Raw genomic sequence first — 23,099 nt, 5'->3', positions numbered from 1 at the left:
ACCAAGCCGCTTTTGCAGGAGCGCCAGGCAGCGCTCCTGCAGGGTGTGAGGTTAGCTCAACGGGAGTGGAACCGCCGGTTCAGAGCGGTCTTTTTGGCCTCAATGGCCCGTTGGCGCCGGCGCTTGCTGCGCACCAGCAAGCCCCAAACGATCAAAACCAACAGCAGCAAGCCCCCGCCCCACATCACGTAAGGCATTGCCGTTACCAACAACGGTGCATCACCCCCACGACGCCATTTGGCCACGGTCTGCTCATCCACACTGAGCAGCGGGTTACCAAAGCGTTGCAGGCTGTAGTTGGCGATGGCTGCAACTTGCTGATCGTTCAGGTCATCACCCAAGGCGGGCATGTTGACCTCAAGGTCGGCACCTTTGCGATCGATGCCTTCGATGATCGCCATCACCAGGTTATTGGCATGCTGACCGGTCAAGGCGCTGTTTTGGCTCAAGGAAGGATAGAACGCATCAACGGTGCCCTGCCCGTCTCGCCCGTGGCAACTGGCGCATGCCGAGTTGTAAAGGCGCGCACCGTCGGTTTCGCTGGCGTCTGCCAGCGTCGCCTGATCGCCCTGCCCCGTTTCGAGCGTGGTCATGTCAATCGGCGTCACCTCGCGCGGGTGGCTGGCCACATGATTACCAGTGGCAATCGCCGGAACCGTTTTCAGGTAGCTCGCCATGGCGTGCAGATCATCGTCGGTCAAAAAACGCAGGCTGTGCTCTACCGCTTCAGCCATACCACCCGCCGCTTGCGCCTTGTTGGTGACGTGACCGTTTTTCAGGAAGCCAACCAGTTGATCAGCGCTCCAACTGCCCACGCCCGTGGCGTGATCGGACGTGATATTCGGCGCAATCCATCCGCCCAGCTCCGCGCCGGCCAGATACCGGCTGTTGTCCTCGGCCATCAACGCATTGCGCGGGGTGTGGCAGGCGCCACAGTGCGCCAGGTTGTCGACCAGATACTGACCACGTACCTGCTGAGCATCGGCTCCGTCTTCAGGAACAAAGCCGTGGTTATCGAGAAACAGCAGGTTCCAGCCAAGCATCAGGGGCCGAATGTTGAACGGAAACGCCAGCTGCGTCGGCTCCACCGGGATGTCGACCGGTTTCACACCCTGCTGCAGGTACGCATACAGCGCATGAATGTCTGCATCGCTCATGCCCTGATACGAGGTGTACGGCATGGCCGGGTAAAGATTCTGACCCTTGGCGTTAACCCCTTTGCGCACGGCATCCGCCAGCTGTTGCTCGGTGTAATCGCCAATGCCATAGGCCTTGGACGGCGTGATGTTGCTGGAGATGATCCGGCCCATTGGTGAGTCGATGGCATACCCGCCGGAAAGGGCTGCACCGCCCTTTTCCACGGTACGGTGACAAGCGGCGCAGTCGGCAGCACGCGCCACGTACTCGCCTTGCTTGATCAACGCAGCGTTGTCTTCAACCGCCCAGACCGAAAACGACGCAAACAGCCCGCACAGGGCAACCAGACCACGCAAACGTGAGATTTGGACGTTCATGGCTCAGACCTCCCGCGCAATGATGTCGGCCAGGCGAATGCTCAACGCCACCCCGGTCAACGTCGGGTTGATAGTGCCTGAAGCCGGAATCACCCCGGTGGTGGCCAAAAACAGGTTGGGATGATCGAACGTGCGGCATTCATGATTGACCACCGAGTCTTTGGCATCGCTGCCCATGATCACGGTGCCCATCAAATGGTCGCGGTTCTGCCAGCCGGTGTTGTCCTCAACCACTGTGCCGCCCATGATTTTCACGAAGTCGGCGTAGTCGGCGTCCACGCCGGGCTTGGCCGCTTTGACGTAATCGTCCACTTCGTAGTTGACCACCATCATCGGAATGCCCAAGGCATCGGTGCGGGTAGTACTCGGGCGAATAGTATTGGTCGCCAGCGGTAAGGTTTCGTACACCGTCGACACATCGACCCAGCGCGCCGCATCGTGGCGAATACGTTCATCCAGTTCCTTGCCGAAAACGCCCTGCTCGATCAAACGCTGGGCCACAGCCATGTTCGGCACATTGTTGGCAAAAGCATGTTTGACCGACGCCCGCTCCTTGCGGAACTCACCGTCGCGACGGTTGAAAATCCCGCCTTGCTGCACTGCCCCTCGGCCCGGCCACACAGGCTCATCGGCCAAAAACTGCAAGCCTTGCCCGGTGTGGTCCATCAGGTTGCGACCCACTTGGTCGGAAGAGTTGGCCACGTCCGAGATCAACAGCAGCTTGGGGGTTTCCAGGCCATTGGCGGCCACTACAAAGTACTTGGCGGTCAGGCGTACATCGTCGCCTTTGGAGCTGCGGTAATGCACGGCCACTATCTTGCCGCCCTCGCCCTTTTCCAACTTGTAGGCCGTGGCATCGGTCAACAGCTTCGCGCCCGCCTGTTGCGCGTGTTTGGCATGCACATCGCCGCTATACATGGCGCCAATCGGGCACACCGGCATGCAGTTGTTGTTGCCGCTGCACGCCGGGCGGCCGTCATAAGGCGTGGTGGCGCGGCCATTGGGCTCATGCAAAAACACATAGCCCGCGGGCGCCAGACGCGCACGCAGGCGCTGGAACAAGTAGGTATCGCCTTCAGGCGGCATCGGATACGGCGTCGAGCGTGGCGGAAATGCCTCACCGTTGTGTCCACTTTGATCCTGGGTATCGCTGCCACACACGCCCAGCGCCACTTCGGCCCGTGCGTAGTAAGGTTCCAGCTCGCTGTACTCCATCGGCCAATCGCGGCCAACCCCGTACAGGGTTTTGAGCTTCATGTCGTTTGGCAGATAGCGCCAGCACGCCGCCGCCCAATGCCAGGTAGTGCCGCCGACCAGCTTCAGCATGCCCGGACGAAACTCAAACGAACCGGTGTTCTCAATGTACTGCTCATCGTAGGAATGACGCGCCCACGGCTCATTCGGATACGGCGAGTTGTAGTTACTTTTATTGGACGAGTTGCGATAGTTTTCGACGATCTTCCAACGGGGAATATGCTCACCCGCTTCCAGAATAATCACCGACTTGCCGTGTTTGGCGAGTTCAAACGCTGCGTTGCTGCCCAAGGCTCCGGACCCAACAACAATGACATCAGCATCAAAGACCTGATTCATGGGTACCCCTTGTATTAATCATTGGCGACGGTGGACGGCGGGTTGACCCAATAGTTGGTGTGCCCCCGCGAATACGTTGGAATAACCGTGGCATCCAGGGTCGGCGTATACGCCAACGCCCCAGTGAAGGTCACCAGCTTGGTATCGTCCACTGCGCGCATGCTGACCGGCGTGCCGGTGTAGCCCAAGTACCAGGCGCGGACAATTTTTTGCACCGTGTCCTTGTGCGCCGGGTTCTGATAAATCGGGCTGGCACTCAACTGGCCCACGCGGCTCAAACCCTGTTGCGCAATGCTGCCCCACAGCGCTTTCATCTTGTCCGGGAACAATGGATCAGCCTCGGTACAACGGGCCAGCACCCGCAGCGTCAGGCTCGGGTCCAGCGTCTCGCGCTCGGTGAGAAACAGCGAGAGTTGGTGCAATTGTTCGACATCGTTACTGGCGGCATTGTGGACTTGCTGCGCCAGCGCCGAGCCTGCCCAAGTAGAAGAAAGAAGGCCGGCACCGGTAATAGCAGCGCCTGAAAACAGTAACTTTCTGCGAGATATCACATAGATCTCCTTGATTGCCAAAAATAAAGGCGTAACGCCTAGACCTTCGGAAAATCAGGTTGTTACAAAGAATGTACGAAACATCCTACAGAGATTATCTATATGCCCGCATGAATAACGGCCTATAAGAACTTTCCTGGCCGAAGTTACAAACAAGAAGTATTCACGAACCCGTAAAAGCTTCGACCGCCTGAACAGTAACCACGCCTCTACTAGAGGCGCGTACTGGCCTTTAATAAATACTGCGGTAAATGGCCTCCACATCGTGCTCATTCATATCCCGCGGGTTGCTGTCGATCAGGCGGCGAATCCCCACCATCTCAGCCAGCGACCCTCAGGCCTGTCCATGCCTAACAGACCATTGAGTTGCGATCCCGCCCCGCCCTCGATTAATATACGTTTCATATATATTTCATATTGAGCATTGAGATGGGTATCGTAAAAATCTCGGACGCCACGCATGAAAACCTGCGCGTCGCCAGCAACGCACTTAACCGTTCGATCAACGCGCAAGCCGAACACTGGATGCGCATCGGCATGCTGACCGAACTGCACCCCGATCTGGACCACAATCAGATTTGCCGTTTGCTGGTACGCGCCGAACTGCAAGGCGGCCTCGACTTGAAACAACTGTGTGACCTGGCTGATGCCACTGCAGGAGCGAATCTATGAGAACGGGTGTCGTCATCAACAGCCCGGCCCAGATTGCCCAGTCCAAGGTCGCGGGCAAACTGGCCGCCGAGGTGCTGGCCATGATCGGTCAACACGTCAAGGCCGGCGTTACCACCGACCAGCTGGACCAGATCTGCCACGACTACATCGTCAATGTGCAAAAGGCCATACCTGGAAATGTGGGCTATCACGGCTTCCCGAAAACCGTGTGTGCGTCAGTCAATGAAGTGGTCTGCCACGGCATCCCGTCGAACCGGGTGTTGCAGGACGGCGATATCGTCAATATCGACATTGCCGTGGTCAAGGACGGCTGGTTCGGCGACACCAGCCGCATGTACTTCGTGGGCGAGCCCAGTGCTCAGGCGCGGCATCTGGTCAAGACCACGTACGACGCCATGTGCGCCGGCATCCGCATGGTCCGCCCTGGCGCGACCCTGGGTGACATTGGCCACGCTATCCAGACCCTGGCCGAGAAAGAAGGCTTTAGCGTGGTGCGCGAATATTGCGGTCACGGTATCGGCAAGGTGTACCACGACGAACCGCAAGTGCTGCACTACGGCTACCCGGGCCAGGGCATGAAGCTCAAGACCGGCATGATTTTCACCATCGAGCCCATGCTCAATGCCGGCAAGCGCCATGTGAAAACCCTGCCCGACCACTGGACCGTGGTCACCAAGGACAACGCGCTCTCGGCCCAGTGGGAACACATGGTTGCCGTGACTGACGATGGTTTCGAAGTATTGAGCCCATGGCCGGACAGCATCGAAGGCTACCCGGCCATCGTCTGAGGGGCTTGAGCAGCGCCTGGGCGGCGGCCGGTTGTTCCCGGGGCATGTGCTGACGAACCTGAACTCACCCGCCGGCGAGTGAGTTCAGGCCCCGTGCGCAGAACGCCTCAAGAGCGTCAAACAGAGTGGGCGTAACGAGGCAATTGCAGTCAGACTGTTTACGCAAAGCCATCAAGCAGAGAACTCAAACATGAAAAAAGCCCTTCCCCTCGTAATCTTGCTCGCCGCATCGGGCGCAGCGAATGCGGCAATCCCCACACTCAATGCGAGCTGCCCGGGCAATATTGAAGTGCATGCGGATGCTGGTGGCCCTGTATTTATCAACGGCAAAGCGAGCAAGCTGAAGAAATTCAACGACAACTACTACGAAGCCAAGGGCGATGGTGTGACTCTCTCTGTGAGCATTAACCCGGATGGTTCTGTTGCTGTTTCCTATACAAAAAAGGATAGGGTTAATGGGGTGTGCGAGGTCACGGCGGGCTGAGGGAGGGCCGGATAGCCTATTGCAGATGCCCTGCAAGCCAGTAAAACCCGCTCGTCACAAAACTGACTCAGGCCATGACTTTTGCCCTGAAATCGAAAATCAGAAACGAAAAAGCCCCGTTGCTTTTAAGCAACGGGGCTTTTTCTATGTAATGGCGGAGAGATAGGGATTCGAACCCTAGGTACTGTCGCCAGTACAACGGATTTCGAATCCGTCCCATTCGGCCACTCTGGCATCTCTCCAACGGCGCGCATCATAACGCGGTTTTTTATTATGGCAAAGCCTTTTTTCAAAAAAACCGCGTGCTATCAGTTGCTTGCGCGCCTTTTACAGCTTAAAGCGGAACGCCGAGGCGGTTTGCAACTTCTTCGTAGGCTTCGATTACGTCGCCCAGACCCTGGCGGAAGCGGTCCTTGTCCATTTTCTTGCCGGTAGCCTTGTCCCACAGACGGCAGCCGTCCGGGCTGAATTCGTCGCCCAGGACGATCGAGCCGTCGTGGAACACACCGAATTCAAGCTTAAAATCCACCAGCAGCAAGCCAGCGTCGTCGAACAGTTTGTTCAACACTTCGTTGACCTTGAGCGACAGTTCTTTCATGCGAACCAGTTGCTCGGCAGTGCCCCAACCGAATGCCACTACGTGGGATTCGTTGATGAACGGGTCGCCCTTGGCGTCGTCCTTGAGGAACAGTTCGAAGGTGTAAGGGTTGAGCTTCATGCCCTCTTCCACACCCAGACGCTTGACCAGGCTGCCAGCCGCGTAGTTACGCACGACGCACTCGACCGGGATCATGTCGAGTTTTTTGACCAGGCATTCGTTGTCACCCAGCAGTTTGTCGAATTGGGTCGGCACGCCGGCTTCTTCGAGTTTCTGCATGATGAAGGCGTTGAACTTGTTGTTCACCATACCTTTGCGATCAAGTTGTTCAATACGCTTCCCGTCGAACGCCGAGGTGTCGTTGCGAAACAGCAGGATCAAGCGGTTTTCGTCGTCGGTCTTGTAAACCGATTTCGCTTTACCGCGATAGAGTTCTTCACGTTTTTCCATGATGGGCTCCGCATGCTAAGTAGGTGGGCTAGGCGATTGTGCGCCAGTCGAGCCCTGAATCTTGATCGGCCAGTTGCAGCCAGTCCGGGTCGCACCCAAGGGTGTCGACAAAACATTGCCGGGCCAGCTGCGGCAGGTTGTTCTTGCTGCTGAGGTGGGCCAGTACCAGGTGTTGCAGGTCTTGCCAGCCCAACTCGGCCACCAGGCTTGCGGCCTGATGGTTGTTCAGATGTCCTTCCTGGCCACCCACCCGCTGCTTGAGAAAAGCCGGGTAGTGACCACGGGCAAGCAGGTCACGGCAGTGATTGGCCTCGATCATCAGCGCATCCAGGCCGCTATAGCTGTCCAGCACACCGGCACAATACGAGCCCAGATCGGTGAGCAAGCCAAACCGCCGCTTGCCGTCACTGAACACGTACTGGGTGGGTTCCTGGGCATCATGGGCAACACGGGTCACGCTGATGCTCAACGCACCGATCTGCAACGTCTCGCCACCTGCCACAAAACCGGCAGGCTCCAGAGGTTTGCGCATCCCGCGCTGAGTGCCACGGCTCATGTACACCGGCAAATTGTAGCGCCGAGACAGCAAACCCACGCCATGCACGTGGTCGGCATGTTCGTGGGTTACCAGAATGGCGCTCAACTGGTGCGCACTAACGCCCAGCCTGGCCAGGCGGCGCTCGGTTTCTCGCAACGAGAAACCGCAATCGACCAGTACATATGTGCTGTCGCTGGCTATCAGCGTGCCATTCCCTTGGCTACCACTGCCGAGAACGGCAAAACGCATAAAATCAGCCCAGGTTGTCTTGGATGACGCCCAACACTTTGCGCGCCACTTCTGGCGAGGCAACGGTGTTGATGTTTTCTTCGACGGTTACCTGAACGCTGTCACCGACCTTGCTCAGGCGAACCTGATAGCGCTGGGCACGGGCTTCAACTTCTTCCTTGGCCGGCTTGCTGCCAAAGAGACCGGAGAAGAAACCAGGTTTCTCGTCCTTCTTCTCGGCTTTTTCGGCGAGGTTGATGTAGTACAGACCCAAGGTACGGTTGATGTCTTCAACGCGCCATTCGCCCTTCTCAAGCGCACGGCCCACACCGGACCAGGCACGGTCGAGGTCTTCGGTCAGGGTCAGCACCGGGTTGCCGCTACCGTCTTCGCTCAGGCTGACGCGTGCCGGGGTGTCGAAATCACGTGCAGCCAGCAACGACACCGAACCGCCCTTCTCGGCGCTACGGTTCATGCTGACCAGCATTTCATCAACCAGCGCGGCATCCAGACCGGTATTGACCGAACGGGCGCCAAAATCGACGTTGGCGGTGCTGCCGGCAGGACGATTGGCGCTGACAACATAGATTTCGCTGGTGTTGCGCTGCACACCCGGCTCGATCCGCACCCGCAGGCGGGTCTCGCTGTCGGCGGCCAGGCCGCTGCTGCCTACATGGCGGGCCATCGGAGCTGAAAGCTCGTCAGCACGCTGCCAGGTGGTCGTGAACTCGCCGGTTTGCGGGCGCTGTTCGTCGATACGGAAACCGTTGTCCTGGAAGAACTGCATCGCCACCGGCCAGACTTCAGACGGGGAACGCTGCGACATTACCCAGCGGTTGTCGCCGCTCTTCTGCAGGCTGTAGTCGTTGGAGCTGGCGGCAACAGCCAATGGCTGAGGACGTGGCACCTGAAACTCACCCTTGACGTTGTCATCGGGCACGTTGCTCGGGATCGGCAACAGCGGCACAAGGCGCTTGTCAGTCTGAACACCTTGCGGCAACTGCATTGGCGGCGTTTGACGCGCCTCAAGATAATCGCTGCCACGGTCGCGGAAGTAACCATCTTGACCCCACAGCCAACCGCAGCCGCTGGTGCTCGAAATAATCACGGCTAGTGCGGAAAGTCCGGCCAATCGCTTCATGCGTAGTGCTTCCTCAATTAAACCAAGACACCGGACTGGCGCATTGCCTGACGCAGTGGTTCGTGGCAAGGCTCGCTGAGCCAGGTGAGTGGCAGACGGATACCGTCCGACATCAAGCCCATCTCATGCAGAGCCCATTTCACGGGGATAGGGTTGGATTCGATAAACAGGGTTTTATTGAGCGGCATCAGCTTTTCGTGAAGCGCACGGGCGGTGTCGGCATCGCCACGCATCGCTGCGGCGCACAGATCGCTCATGTCACGCGGAGCAACGTTGGCGGTTACCGAGATGTTGCCCTTGCCGCCGAGCAGGATCAGCTCAACTGCCGTCGCGTCATCGCCGGAGTACACCAGGAAGTCGCTGCTGACACCGGCCAGGATGTCCTTGACGCGCTGCAGGTCGCCAGTGGCTTCCTTGATGCCGATGATGTTCGGCACCGTCGACAGGCGCACAACGGTCGCCGGCAGCATGTCGCAGGCAGTGCGGCCCGGTACGTTGTAAAGGATCTGCGGGATGTCTACCGCTTCTGCGATGGTACGAAAGTGCTGATACAAGCCTTCCTGGGTCGGCTTGTTGTAATACGGAGTCACCAGCAGGCAGGCATCTGCGCCAGCGGCCTTCGCATTAGTAGTCAGCTCGATCGCTTCACGCGTCGAGTTGGCGCCTGTACCGGCAATCACCGGAATGCGCCCTGCAACCTGTTTGACAACGTGACGAATCACTTCGATGTGTTCGTTCACATCCAGAGTTGCCGATTCACCTGTAGTGCCAACGGCAACAATGGCGTTGGTGCCCTCTTGCAGGTGAAAGTCCACCAGTTTGCTCAGAGCGTCCCAATCAAGACGACCTTGTGCATCCATAGGTGTGACCAGTGCCACCATACTGCCCGCAATCATGCAACCGCTCCTGCCGGAAAAAGAGAGCCGTAATGGTACTGGCGCCATGACCCTTGCACAAGCAACAGCGCGCCCGATGAGCATTCCCCTTCGCGTTGCTTTTCGCTACCCTTCAGCCTTTGATTGGTACTGATGCGCGCGCGGGTCTGTTTCACGGGCCTTCACTAGGCGCTCAAAGCCCCGCCCAAACGCCGCCGAGCGCGGTTTGCAGAGCCTGCAAACCGTCTGTAATGCCGTGTTTGCGGGCTTTTGGCGTTTTGAGAGGCAACCGATATTCGACGCGCAGCCCATCGACCGTACTGACCACTCATCGTTTTAGGAAGGCTGAATGTCCACCCCCACAGTTCGCGAACAATTCCTTGTCATCAGTGCCCTTGGCGCCAACCCAATGGAGCTGACCAACGTCCTGTGCCGCGCCAGCCATGATAATCGCTGCGCCGTCGTGACCTCGCGCCTCACTCGCCACGGCGAATGCAGCGCGCTGGTCCTGGAAATCACCGGTAGCTGGGACGCCCTGGCCCGCCTTGAAGCCGGCTTGCCCGCACTGGCCAAAAAGCACGCTTTCAGCGTCAATGTTGTGCGCAGTGCCCCGCTCGAAACCCGCCCGCAAGCTCTGCCGTATGTGGCGTATGTGAGTTCTGCCTACCGCTCGGACATCATCAACGAGCTGTGCCAGTTCTTCATGGACCACAACGTAGAGCTCGAAAACCTGACGTGCGACACCTATCAGGCCCCGCAAACCGGCGGCACCATGCTGAACGCCACGTTCACCGTGACCTTGCCGGCCGGCATTCAGATCAGCTGGTTGCGCGATCAGTTCCTGGACTTCGCCGACGCGTTGAACCTCGATGCGCTGATCGAACCGTGGCGCCCACAGAACCCGATGTAAGGAAGCACACTCATGGCCGTTGCAATTGACCAACCCGTAGACGACTTCCAGATCCCGGCAACCAGTGAAAAAACCGTCAGCCTGTCGCAACTCAAGGGCAAGCAGGTGGTGATTTACTTCTACCCCAAGGACAGCACGCCGGGCTGCACCACTGAGGGCCAGGGCTTTCGCGATCATTACGCCGAGTTTCAGGCAGCCAATACCGAAGTGTTTGGTGTGTCTCGCGACAGCCTCAAGTCCCATGAGAACTTCAAGGCCAAGCAAGGCTTCCCGTTTGAGCTGCTGAGCGACAAGGACGAAGCCCTGTGCCAGCTGTTTGACGTGATCAAGCTGAAAAAGCTGTACGGCAAGGAGTACATGGGCGTTGATCGCAGCACGTTCCTGATCGACAAGGACGGCGTGCTGCGTCACGAGTGGCGCGGCGTGAAAGTGCCGGGCCATGTGGAGGCGGTACTCGAGCAGGCCAAGGCGCTGAATAACGGCTGATCCGCCTGGCCCTCTCCCTCCGGGAGAGGGCCAGGGTGAGGGGCTTTAGCTTTACTGACGCACCAACCGCACATTCTGGAACTCAACCGTTTCGGTGCTGCGGTACGGGTTGATATCCAGCCCGCCACGTCGCACATAGCGCGCATACACGGTCAACTTCTCGGGTTTGAGCAAACGCTGCAGGTCGAGGAAGATCCGCTCCACGCATTGCTCGTGGAAGTCCGAGTGCTGGCGAAAGCTCACCAGATACGCCAGCAAACTGGCGTGATCCAGCGCCGCGCCGCGGTACTCGACTACTACGGTGCCCCAGTCCGGCTGACTGGTGACCGGGCAGTTGGATTTGAGCAGATGGCTGTAGACGCTCTCTTCGATCAGCTGCGATTCGTCGCATTTGAGCAACTCGGGACGCGGCTGTTCGTAATCACTGACGCTGATGTCCAGATCATCAATGCACACACCGGGCAAAACGCCCACACCGTCCGCCTGAACGTCATCCAGGCTGCGTACCCGCACGCTGACAGGCTTGCCCGATGCGGCTGACAAATCCGCCTGCAAGGTGGCCTCAAGGCTTTGGGTATCGACGAACACGGTCTGGTTCAGCGAGTTCAGGTACAACTTGAAGGACTTGGACTCCACGATGTTCGGCGAATCGGCGGCAAAGCAGAACTCGCCAATGGCCACCACCGGCTTGCCCGAGGGCAGCAGCCACGACAGCTCGAAGCAGTTCCAGTAATCCACCCCGACATAAGGCAGCGTTTCGGCGCTCAGCCCCAGCTCTGCCCATTTCGCCGCACGCGGGATCGGGAACAGCAAGGACGGAGTGTAGGTGCTGATGTATTCACTGGACTTGCCCAGCGGGGAATGTTCGGCGGCGGGATGCATGACAAAAAACCTGGCTAGAAAAACCCGGTAATTCTATCGGGTTTATCCCGCAGTTTCAGCGCCCGCAGACGATCTGCCCTGTTTAAGGTGCAACTTTGACCTTGCCGACCATGCCCGCCTGGTAGTGACCGGGTACATTACAGGCGAATTCCAGGTTGTCGGCCTTGCTGAACGTCCAGGTCAGCTCAGCGGTTTTACCCGGCTCGACCAGCACGCTGTTGGGATCATCGTGCTTCATGCCAGGCATCGGCTGCGATCCGTGCCCCATGGCCGCGTGATCCATCCCTCCATGGCTCATGCCGGCGGGCGTAAGCATGCCGCTTTGTTGCATTTCGAGCATTTCCTTCTGGTGCGCCGCGTGCATCGCGGCATCGCCCAGATTGAATTCGTGCAACAGCTGGCCTTTATTGACCAGCACAAAACGCACGGTCTCACCGGCCTTGACCTCCAGCGACCGGGGTGAGAACGCCATATCGGTCATGTCTATCTCCACTGTACGCGTGGCACTGGCGGCAGGCGCGGGCTGGCCAAAATCATAATGGCCGGCAGGCGATGCCATCACTGGCAAGCTCAGCACCCACAAACACGCGGCAAGAGACAATCGGTTACGTACGGTCATACTTACTCCCAGAAACTAAAGATCAGGCTTACCACCACTTTAAAATCCCGGTACTGGCATTCAACTGACCGTAAGATTACAACTTTGTCAGTTTGACCCTACACCACAAACTCCAAGGTATAAGGCTGACGTACTTTTTTACGACGAGTCGACCATGAAACTGCTGATTGTCGAAGACCAGGTCAAAACCGGGCAGTATTTGCGCCAGGGCTTGAGCGAGGCCGGGTTCACCACCGAGCTTGCGGCTGACGGCATCACCGGCCAGCATCTGGCCTTGACTGGGGATTATTCGCTGCTGATTCTCGACGTGATGCTGCCCGGACGAGACGGCTGGCAAATCCTGCAAGCGGTGCGCAGCGCAGGGCTGGAGATTCCGGTACTGTTTTTGACCGCCCGCGATGCTGTCGACGACCGCGTCTACGGCCTGGAACTGGGGGCTGACGATTATCTGGTCAAGCCGTTCGCATTTTCCGAACTGCTGGCCCGGGTTCGCAGCCTGCTGCGCCGTGGCAACAACACCCCCCAGGAAACCAGCCTGCAACTGGCCGACTTGCGCCTGGACCTGATCCGCCGCCGCGCCGAGCGAAATGGCCAACGCATAGACCTCACCGCCAAGGAGTTCTCCCTCCTGGAGCTGCTGCTGCGCCGCCAGGGCGAAGTCCTGCCCAAGTCTTTGATCGCGTCACAGGTGTGGGACATGAACTTTGACAGCGACACCAACGTCATCGAAGTTGCGATCCGCCGCCTGCGCCTGAAGATCGACGACCTCCACGAACACAAGCTGATTCACACCGTGCGCGGCATGGGCTATGTGCTCGAAGAGCGCAGCAGTTGATGCGCCGCCTGTCACTGAGCAGTCGCCTGGCACTGCTGTTTGCCGGCTGTACCGCGGTGGTGTCGCTGTTTGCCGGGGTGCTGTTCGGGCGGGCCAGTGAAGTACATTTTGTCGAACTCGACCAACAACTGATGGAAAGCCGCCTCGCCGTCCTGCGCAGCACACTGCAGGGCGCAAACACCCTGGAGGGTTTCACCGCACGCCTGCCAGCGCTCTTGCAGGATCTGGCCCATCAGCCGGACCTTGCGGTACGGGTGCGCGGCCCGGACGGGCACCTGTGGTTTGACAGCTCACCGCGCCTGCCGCTTGAGCTTGCGACCCCGCCGGGCCTGGGCAGCCTGCAAATCAACGGCACCGATTACCGGGTACTGGTGCCGCAAAACGACACCCCGAACGCACCGCATCTGACGTTGTTACTGGACATCACCCACCACCAGCACTTTCTGCAACGCATGCAACGCCTGATCTGGATGACAGTGGGGCTCTCAGCGCTGGCCACGGCAATTCTCGGTGCCTGGGCGGCCCGTAGCGGATTGCGCCCTTTGCGCCGCATGAGCGCGATTGCAGCCAGCGTTTCGGCCGACTCACTCAACGCCCGCCTGCCCCAGGAACAAATGCCGGCCGAACTGGCCGAGCTGGCTACGGCCTTCAACGCCATGCTTGGGCGTCTGGACGATTCATTTCAGCGATTGTCGGCATTCTCCGCCGATATCGCCCATGAGTTGCGCACTCCGCTGTCCAACCTCCTGACCCACACCCAGGTCACCCTGACGCGCCCCCGGGGCATTGAAGAGTATCGCGAGACACTGCACAGCAACCTTGAGGAGCTGCAATGGATGGCGCAGCTGGTCAACGACATGCTGTACCTGGCCAAGGCTGACCACGGACTGCTCACACCCCGCCGCGAGCCACTGGACCTAGGCAATGAAGTGGATGCGTTGCTGGAGTTTTACGCGCTGCTGGCCGAAGACTCCCGGATCGAGCTGACACGTGAAGGCAGCGCACAGATTGCCGGCGACCGCAGCATGCTGCGGCGCGCCCTCTCCAACCTGCTGGATAACGCACTGCGTTATACCCCGAGTGGCGGTGCGATCAAGGTAGTGATGGGTGCGTCGGCGACCGGTGCGCGAATTGGCATTGAGAACACCGGCCCGGGGATTCCTGCAGAACTGCTGCCGCGCCTGTTTGACCGGTTTTATCGGGCAGACCCTGCACGCCGAGAAGGCAGTAGCGAACATGCAGGGTTGGGACTGGCGATCACCCAATCGATCATTCGCGCCCATGGCGGGCAGATCAGGTGTGAGTCGCAGGAAGGGATGACGCGGTTTGTGATTGAGCTGCCGGCCAGCACCTGAGTTCCTGTAGCCGCTGCCGCAGGCTGCGATGGGTTTGCTGCGCCACTGCGCCGTAGCAGCCCTCAAACCTGAAGGCCCTGCGGCCCTTATCGCAGCCTTCGGCAGCGGCTACAACATTCAGGAATACCGCAACGCATGGGCCGGCTGGATTTGCGCTGCACGGTACGCCGGATACAGCGTGGCCAGAAAGCTCAGCACGAAGCCTGCGCCACAGATCAACGCCACATCACCGCCTTGCAGCTCTGATGGCAGGTTACTGACGAAGTAAACGTCGGAACTGAAGATGTGCTGCCCGGAAACCCGCTCCACCCAACCCACCAGCTCGCTGACATTCAACGCGGCAATTACGCCCAGTACACCGCCGATCAAGGTGCCCACAATACCGATCACCGTGCCCTGCACCATGAAAATGGCCATGATCTGACGCGGTGTGGCGCCAATGGTGCGCAAGATCGCGATATCAGCACCCTTGTCGTTCACCACCATGATCAGTGTTGCAATGATGTTGAACGCTGCCACGGCAACGATCATCAGCAACAACAGGCCAATCATGGTTTTTTCCATTTTCATGGCACTGAACAGGCTGCCCTGGGTGTGGGTCCAGTCATCTGCCTTGTAACCGGCGCCCAGGCCTGCAGCCACCTGCTGCGAAACCTGCGGTGCAGCGTAGAGGTCCTTGACCGCCAGGCGCACGCTTTGCACCTGATTCGGCTCCCAGTGCGCAATGGCCGCAGCATCGGCCATATGGATCAGGCCCATGGTGCCATCAAGCTCTGCCCCGACCTTGAAGATGCCGACCACGTTCAAACGCTGCAAACGCGGGGTAATCCCGCCCGGCGCGGTACTGGCTTCAGGCACGATCAAGGTGATCTTGTCGCCCACGGTCAAACGAAAGCGGCGGGCCGTGATATCACCCAGCACCACCCCGAACTCACCTGGCTTCAAGTCTTCGAGGCTGCCCTGCACAATGTGCCGGGTCACGATCGATACCTTGCCTTCCTGCGCCGGATCAATGCCGCTGATCTGGATCGGCTGCATCGAACCTTTAAAGGACAGCATGCCGTCCATTTCAGTGAAGGGTACGGCTGCCGTGACTTCCGGGTTTTTAAGTGCCGCTTCGGCCACCGGGCGCCAGTCATCGATCGGCTTGGCGCCAATGATGGTCGCGTGGGGCACCATGCCGAGAATGCGGTTACTCATTTCACGCTGAAAACCGTTCATCACCGACAACACCACGATCATCGCCAGCACGCCCAGGGCGAGGCCAATCATCGAAGTCATGGAGATAAACGAAACAAAACGATTGCGGCGCTTGGCGCGGGTATAGCGCGTGCCGATAAAAATCGATAACGGTCTGAACATTCGCGGGCACCGTATAAAAATTAAAGACCCGACGCCCGCTTGCAGGCGCCAGGTGCTGGCCGATCAGATCGTGGTCAGGCAACCGTCTTGAAGGTGCAACACGCGATCCATCTGGCGGGCCAGGTTCATGTCGTGGGTCACCACCAAAAACGCGGTGCGCATCGAGGTGCTCAGCTCCAACATCAGGTCCTGAATGCCTTGGGCGGTATGGGAGTCAAGGTTGCCGGTGGGCTCATCGAGCATCACCAGACCAGGGTTATTGACCAGTGCGCGAGCAATGGCCACACGCTGGCGCTCGCCGCCCGACAGTTCAGACGGCTTGTGCTCCAGGCGATGGCCCAGCCCCACCCGGGTCAGCAGCGCAGTGGCGCGCTCACGGGCTTCAGGGATCGATGTCTTGCCGATCAGCAGCGGCATGCAGACGTTTTCCAGCGCGGTAAATTCGGGCAGCAAATGGTGAAACTGGTAAACGAACCCCAGGGAGCGGTTACGCAACTGGCCACGGGCCTTTTCGCCCAGCGCCGACAGTTCTTCACCGGCCAGCCACACACTGCCGCTGGACGGTGTATCGAGACCACCGAGCAAGTTGAGCAAGGTACTTTTGCCCGAGCCCGAGGTGCCGACAATTGCCACCCGCTCACCGGGGTGCAGCTCAAGCTGCAGACCCGACAGCACAACCACCGACTCCGGGCCTTCCTCGTAGGACTTGCCCAGGTCGCGGCAACTCAACACTGCTTGTTCTTTCATGCCCAACTCACTCATAACGAAGCGCCTGCGCAGGCTGGGTGCGCGCAGCACGCCAGGCCGGGTACAAGGTCGCGAGGAAACTCAGAACCAATGCCGCGCCACACACCATCAACACGTCCTGCGCCTGCAATTGCGACGGCAGATAGTCGATGAAGTACACATCGGCATTGAGAAACTTGTGACCGATCAGGCCTTCGAGTGCCGAGATCGCAGCACTGACATTGAGCGCGGCAAACATGCCGACCAGCGCACCGATCGCGGTCCCGACCACACCGATAACGGTGCCCTGGACCATAAAGATCGCCATGATCGTGCCGGGCGTGGCACCCAGTGTGCGCAGGATGGCGATATCGCCTTTCTTGTCATTGACCACCATCACCAGCGTGGAAATGATGTTGAACGCGGCAACGGCCACAATCAGCAACAGCAGCAGGCCGATCATGGCTTTTTCCATGCGGATGGCCTGGTACAGGTTGCCGTGGGTGCGGGTCCAGTCACGGGCGTAATACTGGCTTTCACCCAACTGCTGGGCGATTTCCCATGCGGTACGCGGGGCCTCGAACAGGTCATCGAACTTCAGCCGAAGCCCCTGCACCTGATCGGGTTTCCAGCGCTGCAAGCGCGCCAGGTCCTGCAGGTTGGTGATGCCCAGATAACCGTCGATTTCACCGGCGCCGACATGGAAAATGCCCTGCACGGTGAAGCGCTTCATGCGCGGGAACATGCCGGCCGGGGTCACCGTGACTTCCGGCGCGACGAACGTCAGCTTGTCGCCTACAACCACGCCAAGTTTCTTCGCGGCCTTGTCGCCAATGATGATGCCGAAGCTGCCGGGGGTCAGCGAATCCAGCTGCCCCTGCTGCATGAACTGATCAATAATCGAGACATTGCGCTCCTGCGCCGGGTCGATGGCATTGAGCAGCACCTTCTGCACATTGCCGTCATTGGTCAGCAAACCCTGCATCTGGGTGAACGGCGCCACGGCCTCCACTTTCGGGTTTTGCTTGACCCTGGCGGCCAGGCTTTGCCAGTCGCTGATCGGTTGATCGCCGACGATGGTCGCGTGGGGCACCATGCCCAGCACGCGGGTGCGCATCTCATGATCGAAGCCGTTCATCACCGACAGCACCACAATCATCACGACCACGCCGAGGGCGAGTCCGATCATTGAAGTCAGAGAAATGAACGACACAAAATGATTGCGGCGCTTTGCACGGGTATAACGCGTGCCGATAAATAAAGAGAGAGGTCTGAACATGTCGGGGCTTGTTCGAGGGAAAAGAAGACGTCCTTGTGGCGGGGCCTGATAAGCAGCTTTACACTCAGACCACAGCCGCCATCACGGGTTCGCCATGTCGACATTAAATGACGCAGATCGCCGCGAATACTACCGTATCGAGGATACGATCGCACTGGAAATAACCCCGCTGTCGGCCCCCGAAGCCGCGAGCGGCGAAGTGTTGCAGGATGCGTCGCCATTGTTCAATTTGCTCAGCGAATTACACCTGTGCGAATTCGAGTCCCAGCACCTGCTGCGCCAGATCAGCGAGCGTGACCGCACGCTGTCCAGCTACCTGAAAACCCTGAACAAACGCGTCGACCTGCTCAGCCAGATCGTCGCGCAAACCGTGCTGGGAGAGATCGGCGAGCTGCAACCGGTGACACTGTCCGAAGGCGGCATCGCATTCCAGCACCCGCACCCCTGCCCGGCGGGCAGCCATCTTTCAGTCAAGCTGGTTCTGATGCCGCAAGCCCTGGGCTTGCTGCTGCGCGCCCGGGTCGTCAACTGCCTGGCGCAAGATGACCACTACACAATCGACACCGAGTTCGAATCCATCACCGATGCGCAGCGCCAGCTGTTGGCGCGCTACATTTTGCAAAAGCAGGCGCAGGCACGCCGCCTGGCCCGCGAACAACACGAATCCGCAGCCGAGTAGAGACAAGGAGTAACTGTGACCCTGATTTATGGCCATCGCGGCGCCAAAGGCGAAGCACCGGAAAACACTCTTGCCAGCTTTGAGCAATGCCTCAAGCATGGTGTCCGTCGCTGTGAACTCGACCTGCACTTGTCCAAAGATGGCGAGCTGATGGTTATCCACGACCCCACTCTCAAGCGCACCACCGACCGGCGCGGCAAGGTGATTGAACACACTGCCGCCGACCTGGTGACCTATGACGCACGCAAGGGCGGCCCGGGCTGGATGCAGCCGTGCCCGATCCCCCGTCTTGAGGAACTGTTTGAAAAGTGCGATTTCGAACACTGGCAGCTGGAAGTCAAAAGCGCATCACGTACCCGCGCTGCGACTACCGTACTTGCCATTCGTGAAATGGCTGTGCGCCACGGCATCATGGACAAGGTTACCGTTACCTCAAGCTCTCGCGAAGTGCTCAAGGCGGCGCTGGAACTGACCCCGGATTTGTCTCGCGGACTGGTAGCCGAGTACGCCTGGCTTGACCCGATAAAAGTGGCACAGAGTTATGGCTGCCAGATGCTGGCGCTGAACTGGACACTCTGCACGCCTGAACGCCTTGAAAAGGCCCAGCGCCAGGGTTTGCATGTGTCGGTGTGGACAGTCAACGAACCTGCGCTGATGCGCAGGCTCGCCGACTTCGGCGTAGATAGCCTGATTACAGACTTTCCCGGTTTGGCCACTGCCACCCTCGGGAATGGCTGAAATCGGTCTCCCCGGCCGGCTCAGGCCACCGGCCGGAGCCGCTCAAAAAAGCCGGTTTAGACCGTCGTAAGCAGCTACCCGATAGGCTTCAGCCATGGTCGGGTAGTTGAACGTGGTGTTGACGAAGTACTTCAGGGTATTGAGCTCACCCGGCTGGTTCATGATCGCCTGACCGATGTGCACGATCTCTGACGCCTGGTAACCGAAGCAGTGAACACCCAGCACTTCCAGGGTTTCACGGTGAAACAGGATCTTCAGCATGCCTTGAGGCTCGCCGGCAATCTGCGCCCGCGCCATGCTCTTGAAAAACGCCTTGCCCACTTCGTACGGCACTTTGGCCTGAGTCAGCTCCTGCTCGTTCTTGCCGATCGAGCTGATCTCGGGAATGGTGTAGATGCCGGTCGGCACATCATTGACGAAGCGCCAGCTGCCGTTATCCACGATGCTGCCCGCTGCCGAACGACCCTGGTCATGCGCCGCACTGGCCAGGCTTGGCCAGCCGATCACATCGCCTGCGGCAAAGATGTTGGGCACGGTGGTGCGATAGTTCTCATCAACCGTGATCTGACCGCGACCATTGGCCTTGATGCCGATGTTTTCCAGGCCCAGCTGATCGGTGTTGCCCGTACGACCGTTGCACCAGAGCAAGGCATCCGCCTTGATCTTTTTGCCGGACTTGAGGTGCAGGATCACGCCATTTTCGACGCCTTCAACCCGCTCGTACTCTTCGTTGTGGCGCACGGTGATGTTGTTGTTGCTGAAGTGGTAGCTCAGCGCTTGCGATATCTCGGAATCGAGGAAGCTCAGCAGTTGCTCGCGGTTATCCACCAGCTCGACCAATACACCCAGACCGCTGAAGATCGACGCGTACTCGCAGCCGATTACGCCAGCGCCGTAAACAATCAGCTTACGCGGGGTATGGCCCAGGCTCAGGATGGTATCGCTATCGTAGATACGCGAGTGGTTGAAATCGATATCGGCCGGGCGATACGGACGCGAACCGGTGGCGACAATGATCTGCTTGGCCATCAGGGTTTCGACTACGCCATTGGCGCAGACCACTTCGATGGTTTGGTCGTCGGTGAAGCTGCCGGTGCCGAAGAACAGGTCAACTCGATTGCGGGCGTAGTAGCCCGTGCGCGAAGCCACCTGCTTGGAGATGACTTTTTCGGCGCTTTTCAGTACGTCCGGGAACGAGAACCAGCGCGGCTCGCCAATGGCCCGAAACATCGGATTGGTGTTGAACTGCATGATCTGGCGAACGGAGTGACGCAAGGCTTTGGACGGGATAGTGCCCAAGTGCGTGCAGTTGCCGCCGACCTGACGCCGGCTATCGACCATCGCTACCTTGCGCCCTGCTTTTGCGGCGTTCATTGCCGCACCTTCTCCTGCCGGGCCGGAACCCAGTACCACTACGTCGTAGTTGTAGACAGCCATGCGTACTCCTCAGAACAGGCCGAAGCACCCATTGGGGCACTTGCGGCTAAATCATGTCGCGGCCAGCGCCATGAAGGATCAAAACGTGGGGCACAGTCTATAGAAGCCTGAACGCCGCGAACATTAACCCTTGGTCTGGTCGTTGGCTATTTTTGTGTTCACTACATCGAATTACGTAAAACGACTACCTGCGTAGCAGCTGCCGAAGGCTGCTACGGGTCAGGGGAACCCGCATTAATCGTAAAACTGACATACCCTTTAACAACCCCTCGATCAGAGCGATCCACCATGCGCCAGATGTTGATCGTACTTTTGCTGATGTACAGCGCCACCGGCCAGGCAGCCGAGCCCGGGCCGATAAAAGAAGCCAACTTCCCCGCACAATGGCGAGAAGGCACGCACGTCATGGAGCGCAAAGGCCAGATCGTGCTGACCTACCTGTGGGCTGACATCTATGCCGCCGCCCTGTTCACCCAGCCCGACGTCAACCCGCAACAAGCCTTCAACGAGCAACGCGACCTGCGACTTGAGCTGTTCTATTTGCGCGACCTGGACCATGCCGATATCACCAAAGCGTCTGACACCATCCTCAAGCGCCAACAACCCGCCACCACCCTGGCCACCCTCGATGCGCCACTAAAAAAACTGCAATCGAGTTTTGGCGACATCAAACGCGGGGACCGCTACGCCCTGGACTACAACCCCCGACGCGGCCTGAACATCGAGCGCAATGGCACGGTGATTTTCAATAGCCAGAACCATGAACTGGCCCGGGCCTACCTCGGGATCTGGCTGGCACCCGAAGGCCTGCCCGAAAAACTGCGCCGGGATTTGCTCGCGCAAAGGCCCTGACCCGCCCGTGTAGCGCCAACAAATGTTGCCTACAACTTTTGATACACATATGGTTACAAAACTGTTTTGCGCAACGGCGTGTGCCTTGATCTTGCAGTGTGGACGAGTAAAAACACGGATTACGCATAAAAACAGATAAGAGCGGGTGATTTCTGATGGCCTCCAGTACGGGCAAGGGCAAGGCGATTTTTCGCGTTGTCAGCGGTAACTTCCTAGAGATGTTCGACTTTATGGTCTTTGGCTTTTACGCCACGGCCATCGCCAAAACCTTCTTCCCAAGCGATAGCGCTTTTGCATCATTGATGCTCGCCCTGGCCACCTTCGGTGCCGGTTTCCTGATGCGCCCGCTGGGTGCGATCTTCCTCGGCGCTTATATCGACCGTCATGGACGCCGCAAAGGCCTGATCATTACCCTCGCACTGATGGCCATGGGCACCGTGCTGATTGCCTGCGTTCCGGGCTACGCCACCCTGGGCGTTGCAGCCCCCTTGCTGGTATTACTCGGCCGCCTGCTGCAAGGCTTTTCGGCAGGTGTGGAACTGGGCGGCGTGTCGGTCTACCTGGCGGAAATCGCCACACCGGGACGCAAGGGCTTCTTCGTTAGCTGGCAATCCGCAAGCCAGCAGGCTGCCGTGGTGTTCGCCGGCTTGCTGGGGGTTGGCCTCAATCACTGGCTCAGCCCGGACGAGATGGGTGAGTGGGGCTGGCGCATCCCGTTTCTGCTGGGCTGCATGATCGTGCCGGTGATTTTTGTGATCCGTCGCTCAATGGAGGAAACCCCTGAGTTCGAGGCTCGCAAACATCACCCTACCCTGCGCGAAATCATTCGCTCGATCAGTCAGAACTTTGGCCTGGTATTAGGTGGCATGGCGTTGGTAGTGATGACCACCGTGTCGTTCTACCTGATCACGGCCTACACCCCGACCTTCGGCAAGTCCGAACTGCACCTGTCGGATCTGGACGCGCTGCTGGTCACCGTGTGCATTGGCCTGTCGAATTTCTTCTGGCTGCCGGTCATGGGCTCCCTGTCTGACAAGATCGGCCGCAAACCACTGCTGCTGGGTGCGACCATCCTCGCCATCCTGACGGCCTACCCTGCGCTGTCGTGGCTGGTGGCCAACCCGAGCTTCAGCCACTTGCTGATCGTCGAGTTATGGCTGTCGTTCCTGTACGGCTCGTACAACGGCGCCATGGTAGTGGCCCTGACCGAAATAATGCCGGTGGAAGTGCGTACGACAGGTTTCTCGCTGGCCTACAGCCTGGCGACTGCAACCTTCGGCGGCTTCACCCCGGCGGCCTGCACTTACCTGATCCATGTGCTGGGTAACAAGGCCGCACCCGGCCTGTGGCTGACCGGCGCGGCAGTGCTGGGGCTGATCGCGACCCTGGTGTTGTTCCGAGGCAATCAGCACCCGTTGCGTACGGCGCAATCGGCGGTACCGAGTAACGCCTGAAGCAGCTTCTGTAGCCGCTGCCGCAGGCTGCGACAAGGGCCGAAGGACCTTCG

24 protein-coding genes and 1 tRNA gene are annotated in these 23,099 nt (G+C 59.0%); 11 read left to right on the top strand and 14 right to left on the bottom strand.

Annotated elements, in window-relative coordinates:
• Nucleotides 1-56: 56 nt before the first annotated feature.
• From BLW11_RS11095 to BLW11_RS11085, 3 genes are read right to left on the bottom strand one after another with little or no spacing between them, the layout of a single operon-like run.
• On the bottom strand, nucleotides 57-1,514 hold the full coding sequence (locus tag BLW11_RS11095; protein WP_048358677.1) for a c-type cytochrome: 1,458 nt from the start codon (nucleotides 1,512-1,514) through the stop codon (nucleotides 57-59).
• 3 nt (nucleotides 1,515-1,517) lie between these two features.
• Nucleotides 1,518-3,107, bottom strand: a complete 1,590-nt coding sequence (locus tag BLW11_RS11090; RefSeq protein ID WP_048358678.1) for a GMC family oxidoreductase — start codon at nucleotides 3,105-3,107, stop codon at nucleotides 1,518-1,520.
• A gap of 14 nt (nucleotides 3,108-3,121) precedes the next feature.
• Nucleotides 3,122-3,658 (bottom strand): sugar dehydrogenase complex small subunit, encoded by a 537-nt coding sequence (locus BLW11_RS11085; protein WP_169774229.1) that lies wholly within the window; start codon nucleotides 3,656-3,658, stop codon nucleotides 3,122-3,124.
• Between the two features lie 429 nt (nucleotides 3,659-4,087).
• Between BLW11_RS11085 and BLW11_RS11080 the strand changes: the two genes are divergently transcribed.
• The 3 genes from BLW11_RS11080 (at nucleotide 4,088) to BLW11_RS11070 (ending at nucleotide 5,602) form a co-directional block, all read left to right on the top strand.
• A complete protein-coding gene (locus tag BLW11_RS11080) occupies nucleotides 4,088-4,330 on the top strand; it encodes a ParD-like family protein (RefSeq protein ID WP_048358679.1) in 243 nt (80 codons plus the stop codon).
• Nucleotides 4,327-5,118 (top strand): type I methionyl aminopeptidase, encoded by a 792-nt coding sequence (gene map, locus BLW11_RS11075; protein ID WP_048358680.1) that lies wholly within the window; start codon nucleotides 4,327-4,329, stop codon nucleotides 5,116-5,118. The genes BLW11_RS11080 and map overlap by 4 nt, the downstream gene beginning before the upstream one ends.
• Before the next feature lie 190 nt (nucleotides 5,119-5,308).
• Nucleotides 5,309-5,602, top strand: coding sequence for a hypothetical protein (locus tag BLW11_RS11070; RefSeq protein WP_048358681.1), 294 nt, complete (start codon nucleotides 5,309-5,311; stop codon nucleotides 5,600-5,602).
• 152 nt (nucleotides 5,603-5,754) lie between these two features.
• On the opposite strand, the gene BLW11_RS11065 is transcribed toward BLW11_RS11070, so the two are convergent.
• The 5 genes from BLW11_RS11065 to dapA form a co-directional block, all read right to left on the bottom strand.
• Nucleotides 5,755-5,844, bottom strand: a tRNA-Ser gene (locus BLW11_RS11065).
• Between the two features lie 92 nt (nucleotides 5,845-5,936).
• A complete protein-coding gene (purC, locus tag BLW11_RS11060) occupies nucleotides 5,937-6,650 on the bottom strand; it encodes a phosphoribosylaminoimidazolesuccinocarboxamide synthase (protein ID WP_048358682.1) in 714 nt (237 codons plus the stop codon).
• A gap of 28 nt (nucleotides 6,651-6,678) precedes the next feature.
• Complete coding sequence (locus tag BLW11_RS11055) at nucleotides 6,679-7,437, bottom strand: MBL fold metallo-hydrolase (RefSeq protein WP_048358683.1); 759 nt, start codon at nucleotides 7,435-7,437, stop codon at nucleotides 6,679-6,681.
• A 4-nt stretch (nucleotides 7,438-7,441) separates the two neighbouring features.
• Entirely contained in the window at nucleotides 7,442-8,557 is a 1,116-nt protein-coding gene (gene bamC, locus BLW11_RS11050) for an outer membrane protein assembly factor BamC (protein WP_048358684.1), read from the bottom strand.
• 17 nt (nucleotides 8,558-8,574) lie between these two features.
• Nucleotides 8,575-9,453, bottom strand: coding sequence for a 4-hydroxy-tetrahydrodipicolinate synthase (gene dapA, locus BLW11_RS11045; protein ID WP_048358685.1), 879 nt, complete (start codon nucleotides 9,451-9,453; stop codon nucleotides 8,575-8,577).
• A 328-nt stretch (nucleotides 9,454-9,781) separates the two neighbouring features.
• Here dapA and BLW11_RS11040 point away from each other — a divergent pair, with 328 nt between their 5' ends.
• A complete protein-coding gene (locus BLW11_RS11040) occupies nucleotides 9,782-10,342 on the top strand; it encodes a glycine cleavage system transcriptional repressor (RefSeq protein WP_048358686.1) in 561 nt (186 codons plus the stop codon).
• Nucleotides 10,343-10,354: 12 nt separating this feature from the next.
• Nucleotides 10,355-10,828, top strand: coding sequence for a peroxiredoxin (locus BLW11_RS11035; protein WP_048358687.1), 474 nt, complete (start codon nucleotides 10,355-10,357; stop codon nucleotides 10,826-10,828).
• A 51-nt stretch (nucleotides 10,829-10,879) separates the two neighbouring features.
• On the opposite strand, the gene queF is transcribed toward BLW11_RS11035, so the two are convergent.
• A complete protein-coding gene (gene queF, locus BLW11_RS11030) occupies nucleotides 10,880-11,710 on the bottom strand; it encodes an NADPH-dependent 7-cyano-7-deazaguanine reductase QueF (protein ID WP_048358688.1) in 831 nt (276 codons plus the stop codon).
• Nucleotides 11,711-11,792: 82 nt separating this feature from the next.
• On the bottom strand, nucleotides 11,793-12,329 hold the full coding sequence (copI, locus tag BLW11_RS11025) for a copper-resistant cuproprotein CopI (RefSeq protein ID WP_048358689.1): 537 nt from the start codon (nucleotides 12,327-12,329) through the stop codon (nucleotides 11,793-11,795).
• 154 nt (nucleotides 12,330-12,483) lie between these two features.
• Between copI and BLW11_RS11020 the strand changes: the two genes are divergently transcribed.
• A complete protein-coding gene (locus BLW11_RS11020) occupies nucleotides 12,484-13,164 on the top strand; it encodes a heavy metal response regulator transcription factor (RefSeq protein WP_048358690.1) in 681 nt (226 codons plus the stop codon).
• Nucleotides 13,164-14,519: a heavy metal sensor histidine kinase gene (locus BLW11_RS11015; protein ID WP_048358691.1), complete on the top strand. Its 1,356-nt coding sequence runs from the start codon at nucleotides 13,164-13,166 to the stop codon at nucleotides 14,517-14,519. The genes BLW11_RS11020 and BLW11_RS11015 overlap by 1 nt, the downstream gene beginning before the upstream one ends.
• A 117-nt stretch (nucleotides 14,520-14,636) precedes the next feature.
• Here BLW11_RS11015 and BLW11_RS11010 read toward each other — a convergent pair whose 3' ends face one another.
• The 3 genes from BLW11_RS11010 to BLW11_RS11000 form a co-directional block, all read right to left on the bottom strand.
• Nucleotides 14,637-15,881, bottom strand: a complete 1,245-nt coding sequence (locus tag BLW11_RS11010) for a lipoprotein-releasing ABC transporter permease subunit (RefSeq protein WP_048358692.1) — start codon at nucleotides 15,879-15,881, stop codon at nucleotides 14,637-14,639.
• Between the two features lie 63 nt (nucleotides 15,882-15,944).
• Nucleotides 15,945-16,628: a lipoprotein-releasing ABC transporter ATP-binding protein LolD gene (gene lolD / locus BLW11_RS11005; RefSeq protein ID WP_162837860.1), complete on the bottom strand. Its 684-nt coding sequence runs from the start codon at nucleotides 16,626-16,628 to the stop codon at nucleotides 15,945-15,947.
• 7 nt (nucleotides 16,629-16,635) lie between these two features.
• Complete coding sequence (locus BLW11_RS11000) at nucleotides 16,636-17,886, bottom strand: lipoprotein-releasing ABC transporter permease subunit (protein WP_048358694.1); 1,251 nt, start codon at nucleotides 17,884-17,886, stop codon at nucleotides 16,636-16,638.
• A gap of 94 nt (nucleotides 17,887-17,980) precedes the next feature.
• Between BLW11_RS11000 and BLW11_RS10995 the strand changes: the two genes are divergently transcribed.
• Together BLW11_RS10995 and BLW11_RS10990 are read left to right on the top strand one after the other, a co-directional pair.
• The gene (locus BLW11_RS10995; RefSeq protein ID WP_048358695.1) at nucleotides 17,981-18,565 is read left to right on the top strand and encodes a PilZ domain-containing protein; all 585 of its coding nucleotides are present in this window, start codon (nucleotides 17,981-17,983) and stop codon (nucleotides 18,563-18,565) included.
• A gap of 15 nt (nucleotides 18,566-18,580) precedes the next feature.
• Complete coding sequence (locus tag BLW11_RS10990; protein WP_048358696.1) at nucleotides 18,581-19,303, top strand: glycerophosphodiester phosphodiesterase; 723 nt, start codon at nucleotides 18,581-18,583, stop codon at nucleotides 19,301-19,303.
• A gap of 42 nt (nucleotides 19,304-19,345) precedes the next feature.
• Here BLW11_RS10990 and sthA read toward each other — a convergent pair whose 3' ends face one another.
• The gene (gene sthA, locus BLW11_RS10985) at nucleotides 19,346-20,740 is read right to left on the bottom strand and encodes a Si-specific NAD(P)(+) transhydrogenase (protein ID WP_048358697.1); all 1,395 of its coding nucleotides are present in this window, start codon (nucleotides 20,738-20,740) and stop codon (nucleotides 19,346-19,348) included.
• Nucleotides 20,741-21,028: 288 nt separating this feature from the next.
• On the opposite strand from sthA, the gene BLW11_RS10980 reads away from it, so the two are divergent.
• Together BLW11_RS10980 and tcuC are read left to right on the top strand one after the other, a co-directional pair.
• The gene (locus BLW11_RS10980; protein ID WP_048358698.1) at nucleotides 21,029-21,592 is read left to right on the top strand and encodes a chalcone isomerase family protein; all 564 of its coding nucleotides are present in this window, start codon (nucleotides 21,029-21,031) and stop codon (nucleotides 21,590-21,592) included.
• A gap of 155 nt (nucleotides 21,593-21,747) precedes the next feature.
• Nucleotides 21,748-23,046, top strand: a complete 1,299-nt coding sequence (gene tcuC / locus BLW11_RS10975; RefSeq protein ID WP_048358699.1) for an MFS transporter — start codon at nucleotides 21,748-21,750, stop codon at nucleotides 23,044-23,046.
• Nucleotides 23,047-23,099: the final 53 nt, after the last annotated feature.

Origin of the sequence: Pseudomonas deceptionensis (assembly GCF_900106095.1) — a bacterium.
Lineage (GTDB): Bacteria > Pseudomonadota > Gammaproteobacteria > Pseudomonadales > Pseudomonadaceae > Aquipseudomonas > Aquipseudomonas deceptionensis.
The sequence above is the reverse complement of the archived record's forward strand: the minus strand, read 5'-3'. Positions and strand labels throughout refer to the sequence as shown.

Excerpts from the sequence above, each read along its gene's own strand:
- sthA (WP_048358697.1), bottom strand. The coding sequence starts at position 20,740 with ATGGCTGTCTACAACTACGACGTAGTGGTACTGGGTTCCGGCCCGGCA.
- BLW11_RS10995 (WP_048358695.1), top strand. The coding sequence starts at position 17,981 with ATGTCGACATTAAATGACGCAGATCGCCGCGAATACTACCGTATCGAG.
- map (WP_048358680.1), top strand. The coding sequence starts at position 4,327 with ATGAGAACGGGTGTCGTCATCAACAGCCCGGCCCAGATTGCCCAGTCC.
- BLW11_RS11040 (WP_048358686.1), top strand. The coding sequence starts at position 9,782 with ATGTCCACCCCCACAGTTCGCGAACAATTCCTTGTCATCAGTGCCCTT.
- dapA (WP_048358685.1), bottom strand. The coding sequence starts at position 9,453 with ATGATTGCGGGCAGTATGGTGGCACTGGTCACACCTATGGATGCACAA.
- BLW11_RS11000 (WP_048358694.1), bottom strand. The coding sequence starts at position 17,886 with ATGTTCAGACCTCTCTCTTTATTTATCGGCACGCGTTATACCCGTGCA.
- bamC (WP_048358684.1), bottom strand. The coding sequence starts at position 8,557 with ATGAAGCGATTGGCCGGACTTTCCGCACTAGCCGTGATTATTTCGAGC.
- BLW11_RS11070 (WP_048358681.1), top strand. The coding sequence starts at position 5,309 with ATGAAAAAAGCCCTTCCCCTCGTAATCTTGCTCGCCGCATCGGGCGCA.
- queF (WP_048358688.1), bottom strand. The coding sequence starts at position 11,710 with ATGCATCCCGCCGCCGAACATTCCCCGCTGGGCAAGTCCAGTGAATAC.
- BLW11_RS10980 (WP_048358698.1), top strand. The coding sequence starts at position 21,029 with ATGCGCCAGATGTTGATCGTACTTTTGCTGATGTACAGCGCCACCGGC.
- BLW11_RS11035 (WP_048358687.1), top strand. The coding sequence starts at position 10,355 with ATGGCCGTTGCAATTGACCAACCCGTAGACGACTTCCAGATCCCGGCA.
- BLW11_RS11055 (WP_048358683.1), bottom strand. The coding sequence starts at position 7,437 with ATGCGTTTTGCCGTTCTCGGCAGTGGTAGCCAAGGGAATGGCACGCTG.
- copI (WP_048358689.1), bottom strand. The coding sequence starts at position 12,329 with ATGACCGTACGTAACCGATTGTCTCTTGCCGCGTGTTTGTGGGTGCTG.
- BLW11_RS11090 (WP_048358678.1), bottom strand. The coding sequence starts at position 3,107 with ATGAATCAGGTCTTTGATGCTGATGTCATTGTTGTTGGGTCCGGAGCC.
- BLW11_RS11020 (WP_048358690.1), top strand. The coding sequence starts at position 12,484 with ATGAAACTGCTGATTGTCGAAGACCAGGTCAAAACCGGGCAGTATTTG.
- BLW11_RS11010 (WP_048358692.1), bottom strand. The coding sequence starts at position 15,881 with ATGTTCAGACCGTTATCGATTTTTATCGGCACGCGCTATACCCGCGCC.
- lolD (WP_162837860.1), bottom strand. The coding sequence starts at position 16,628 with ATGAAAGAACAAGCAGTGTTGAGTTGCCGCGACCTGGGCAAGTCCTAC.
- tcuC (WP_048358699.1), top strand. The coding sequence starts at position 21,748 with ATGGCCTCCAGTACGGGCAAGGGCAAGGCGATTTTTCGCGTTGTCAGC.
- BLW11_RS11015 (WP_048358691.1), top strand. The coding sequence starts at position 13,164 with ATGCGCCGCCTGTCACTGAGCAGTCGCCTGGCACTGCTGTTTGCCGGC.
- BLW11_RS11095 (WP_048358677.1), bottom strand. The coding sequence starts at position 1,514 with ATGAACGTCCAAATCTCACGTTTGCGTGGTCTGGTTGCCCTGTGCGGG.
- BLW11_RS11080 (WP_048358679.1), top strand. The coding sequence starts at position 4,088 with ATGGGTATCGTAAAAATCTCGGACGCCACGCATGAAAACCTGCGCGTC.
- purC (WP_048358682.1), bottom strand. The coding sequence starts at position 6,650 with ATGGAAAAACGTGAAGAACTCTATCGCGGTAAAGCGAAATCGGTTTAC.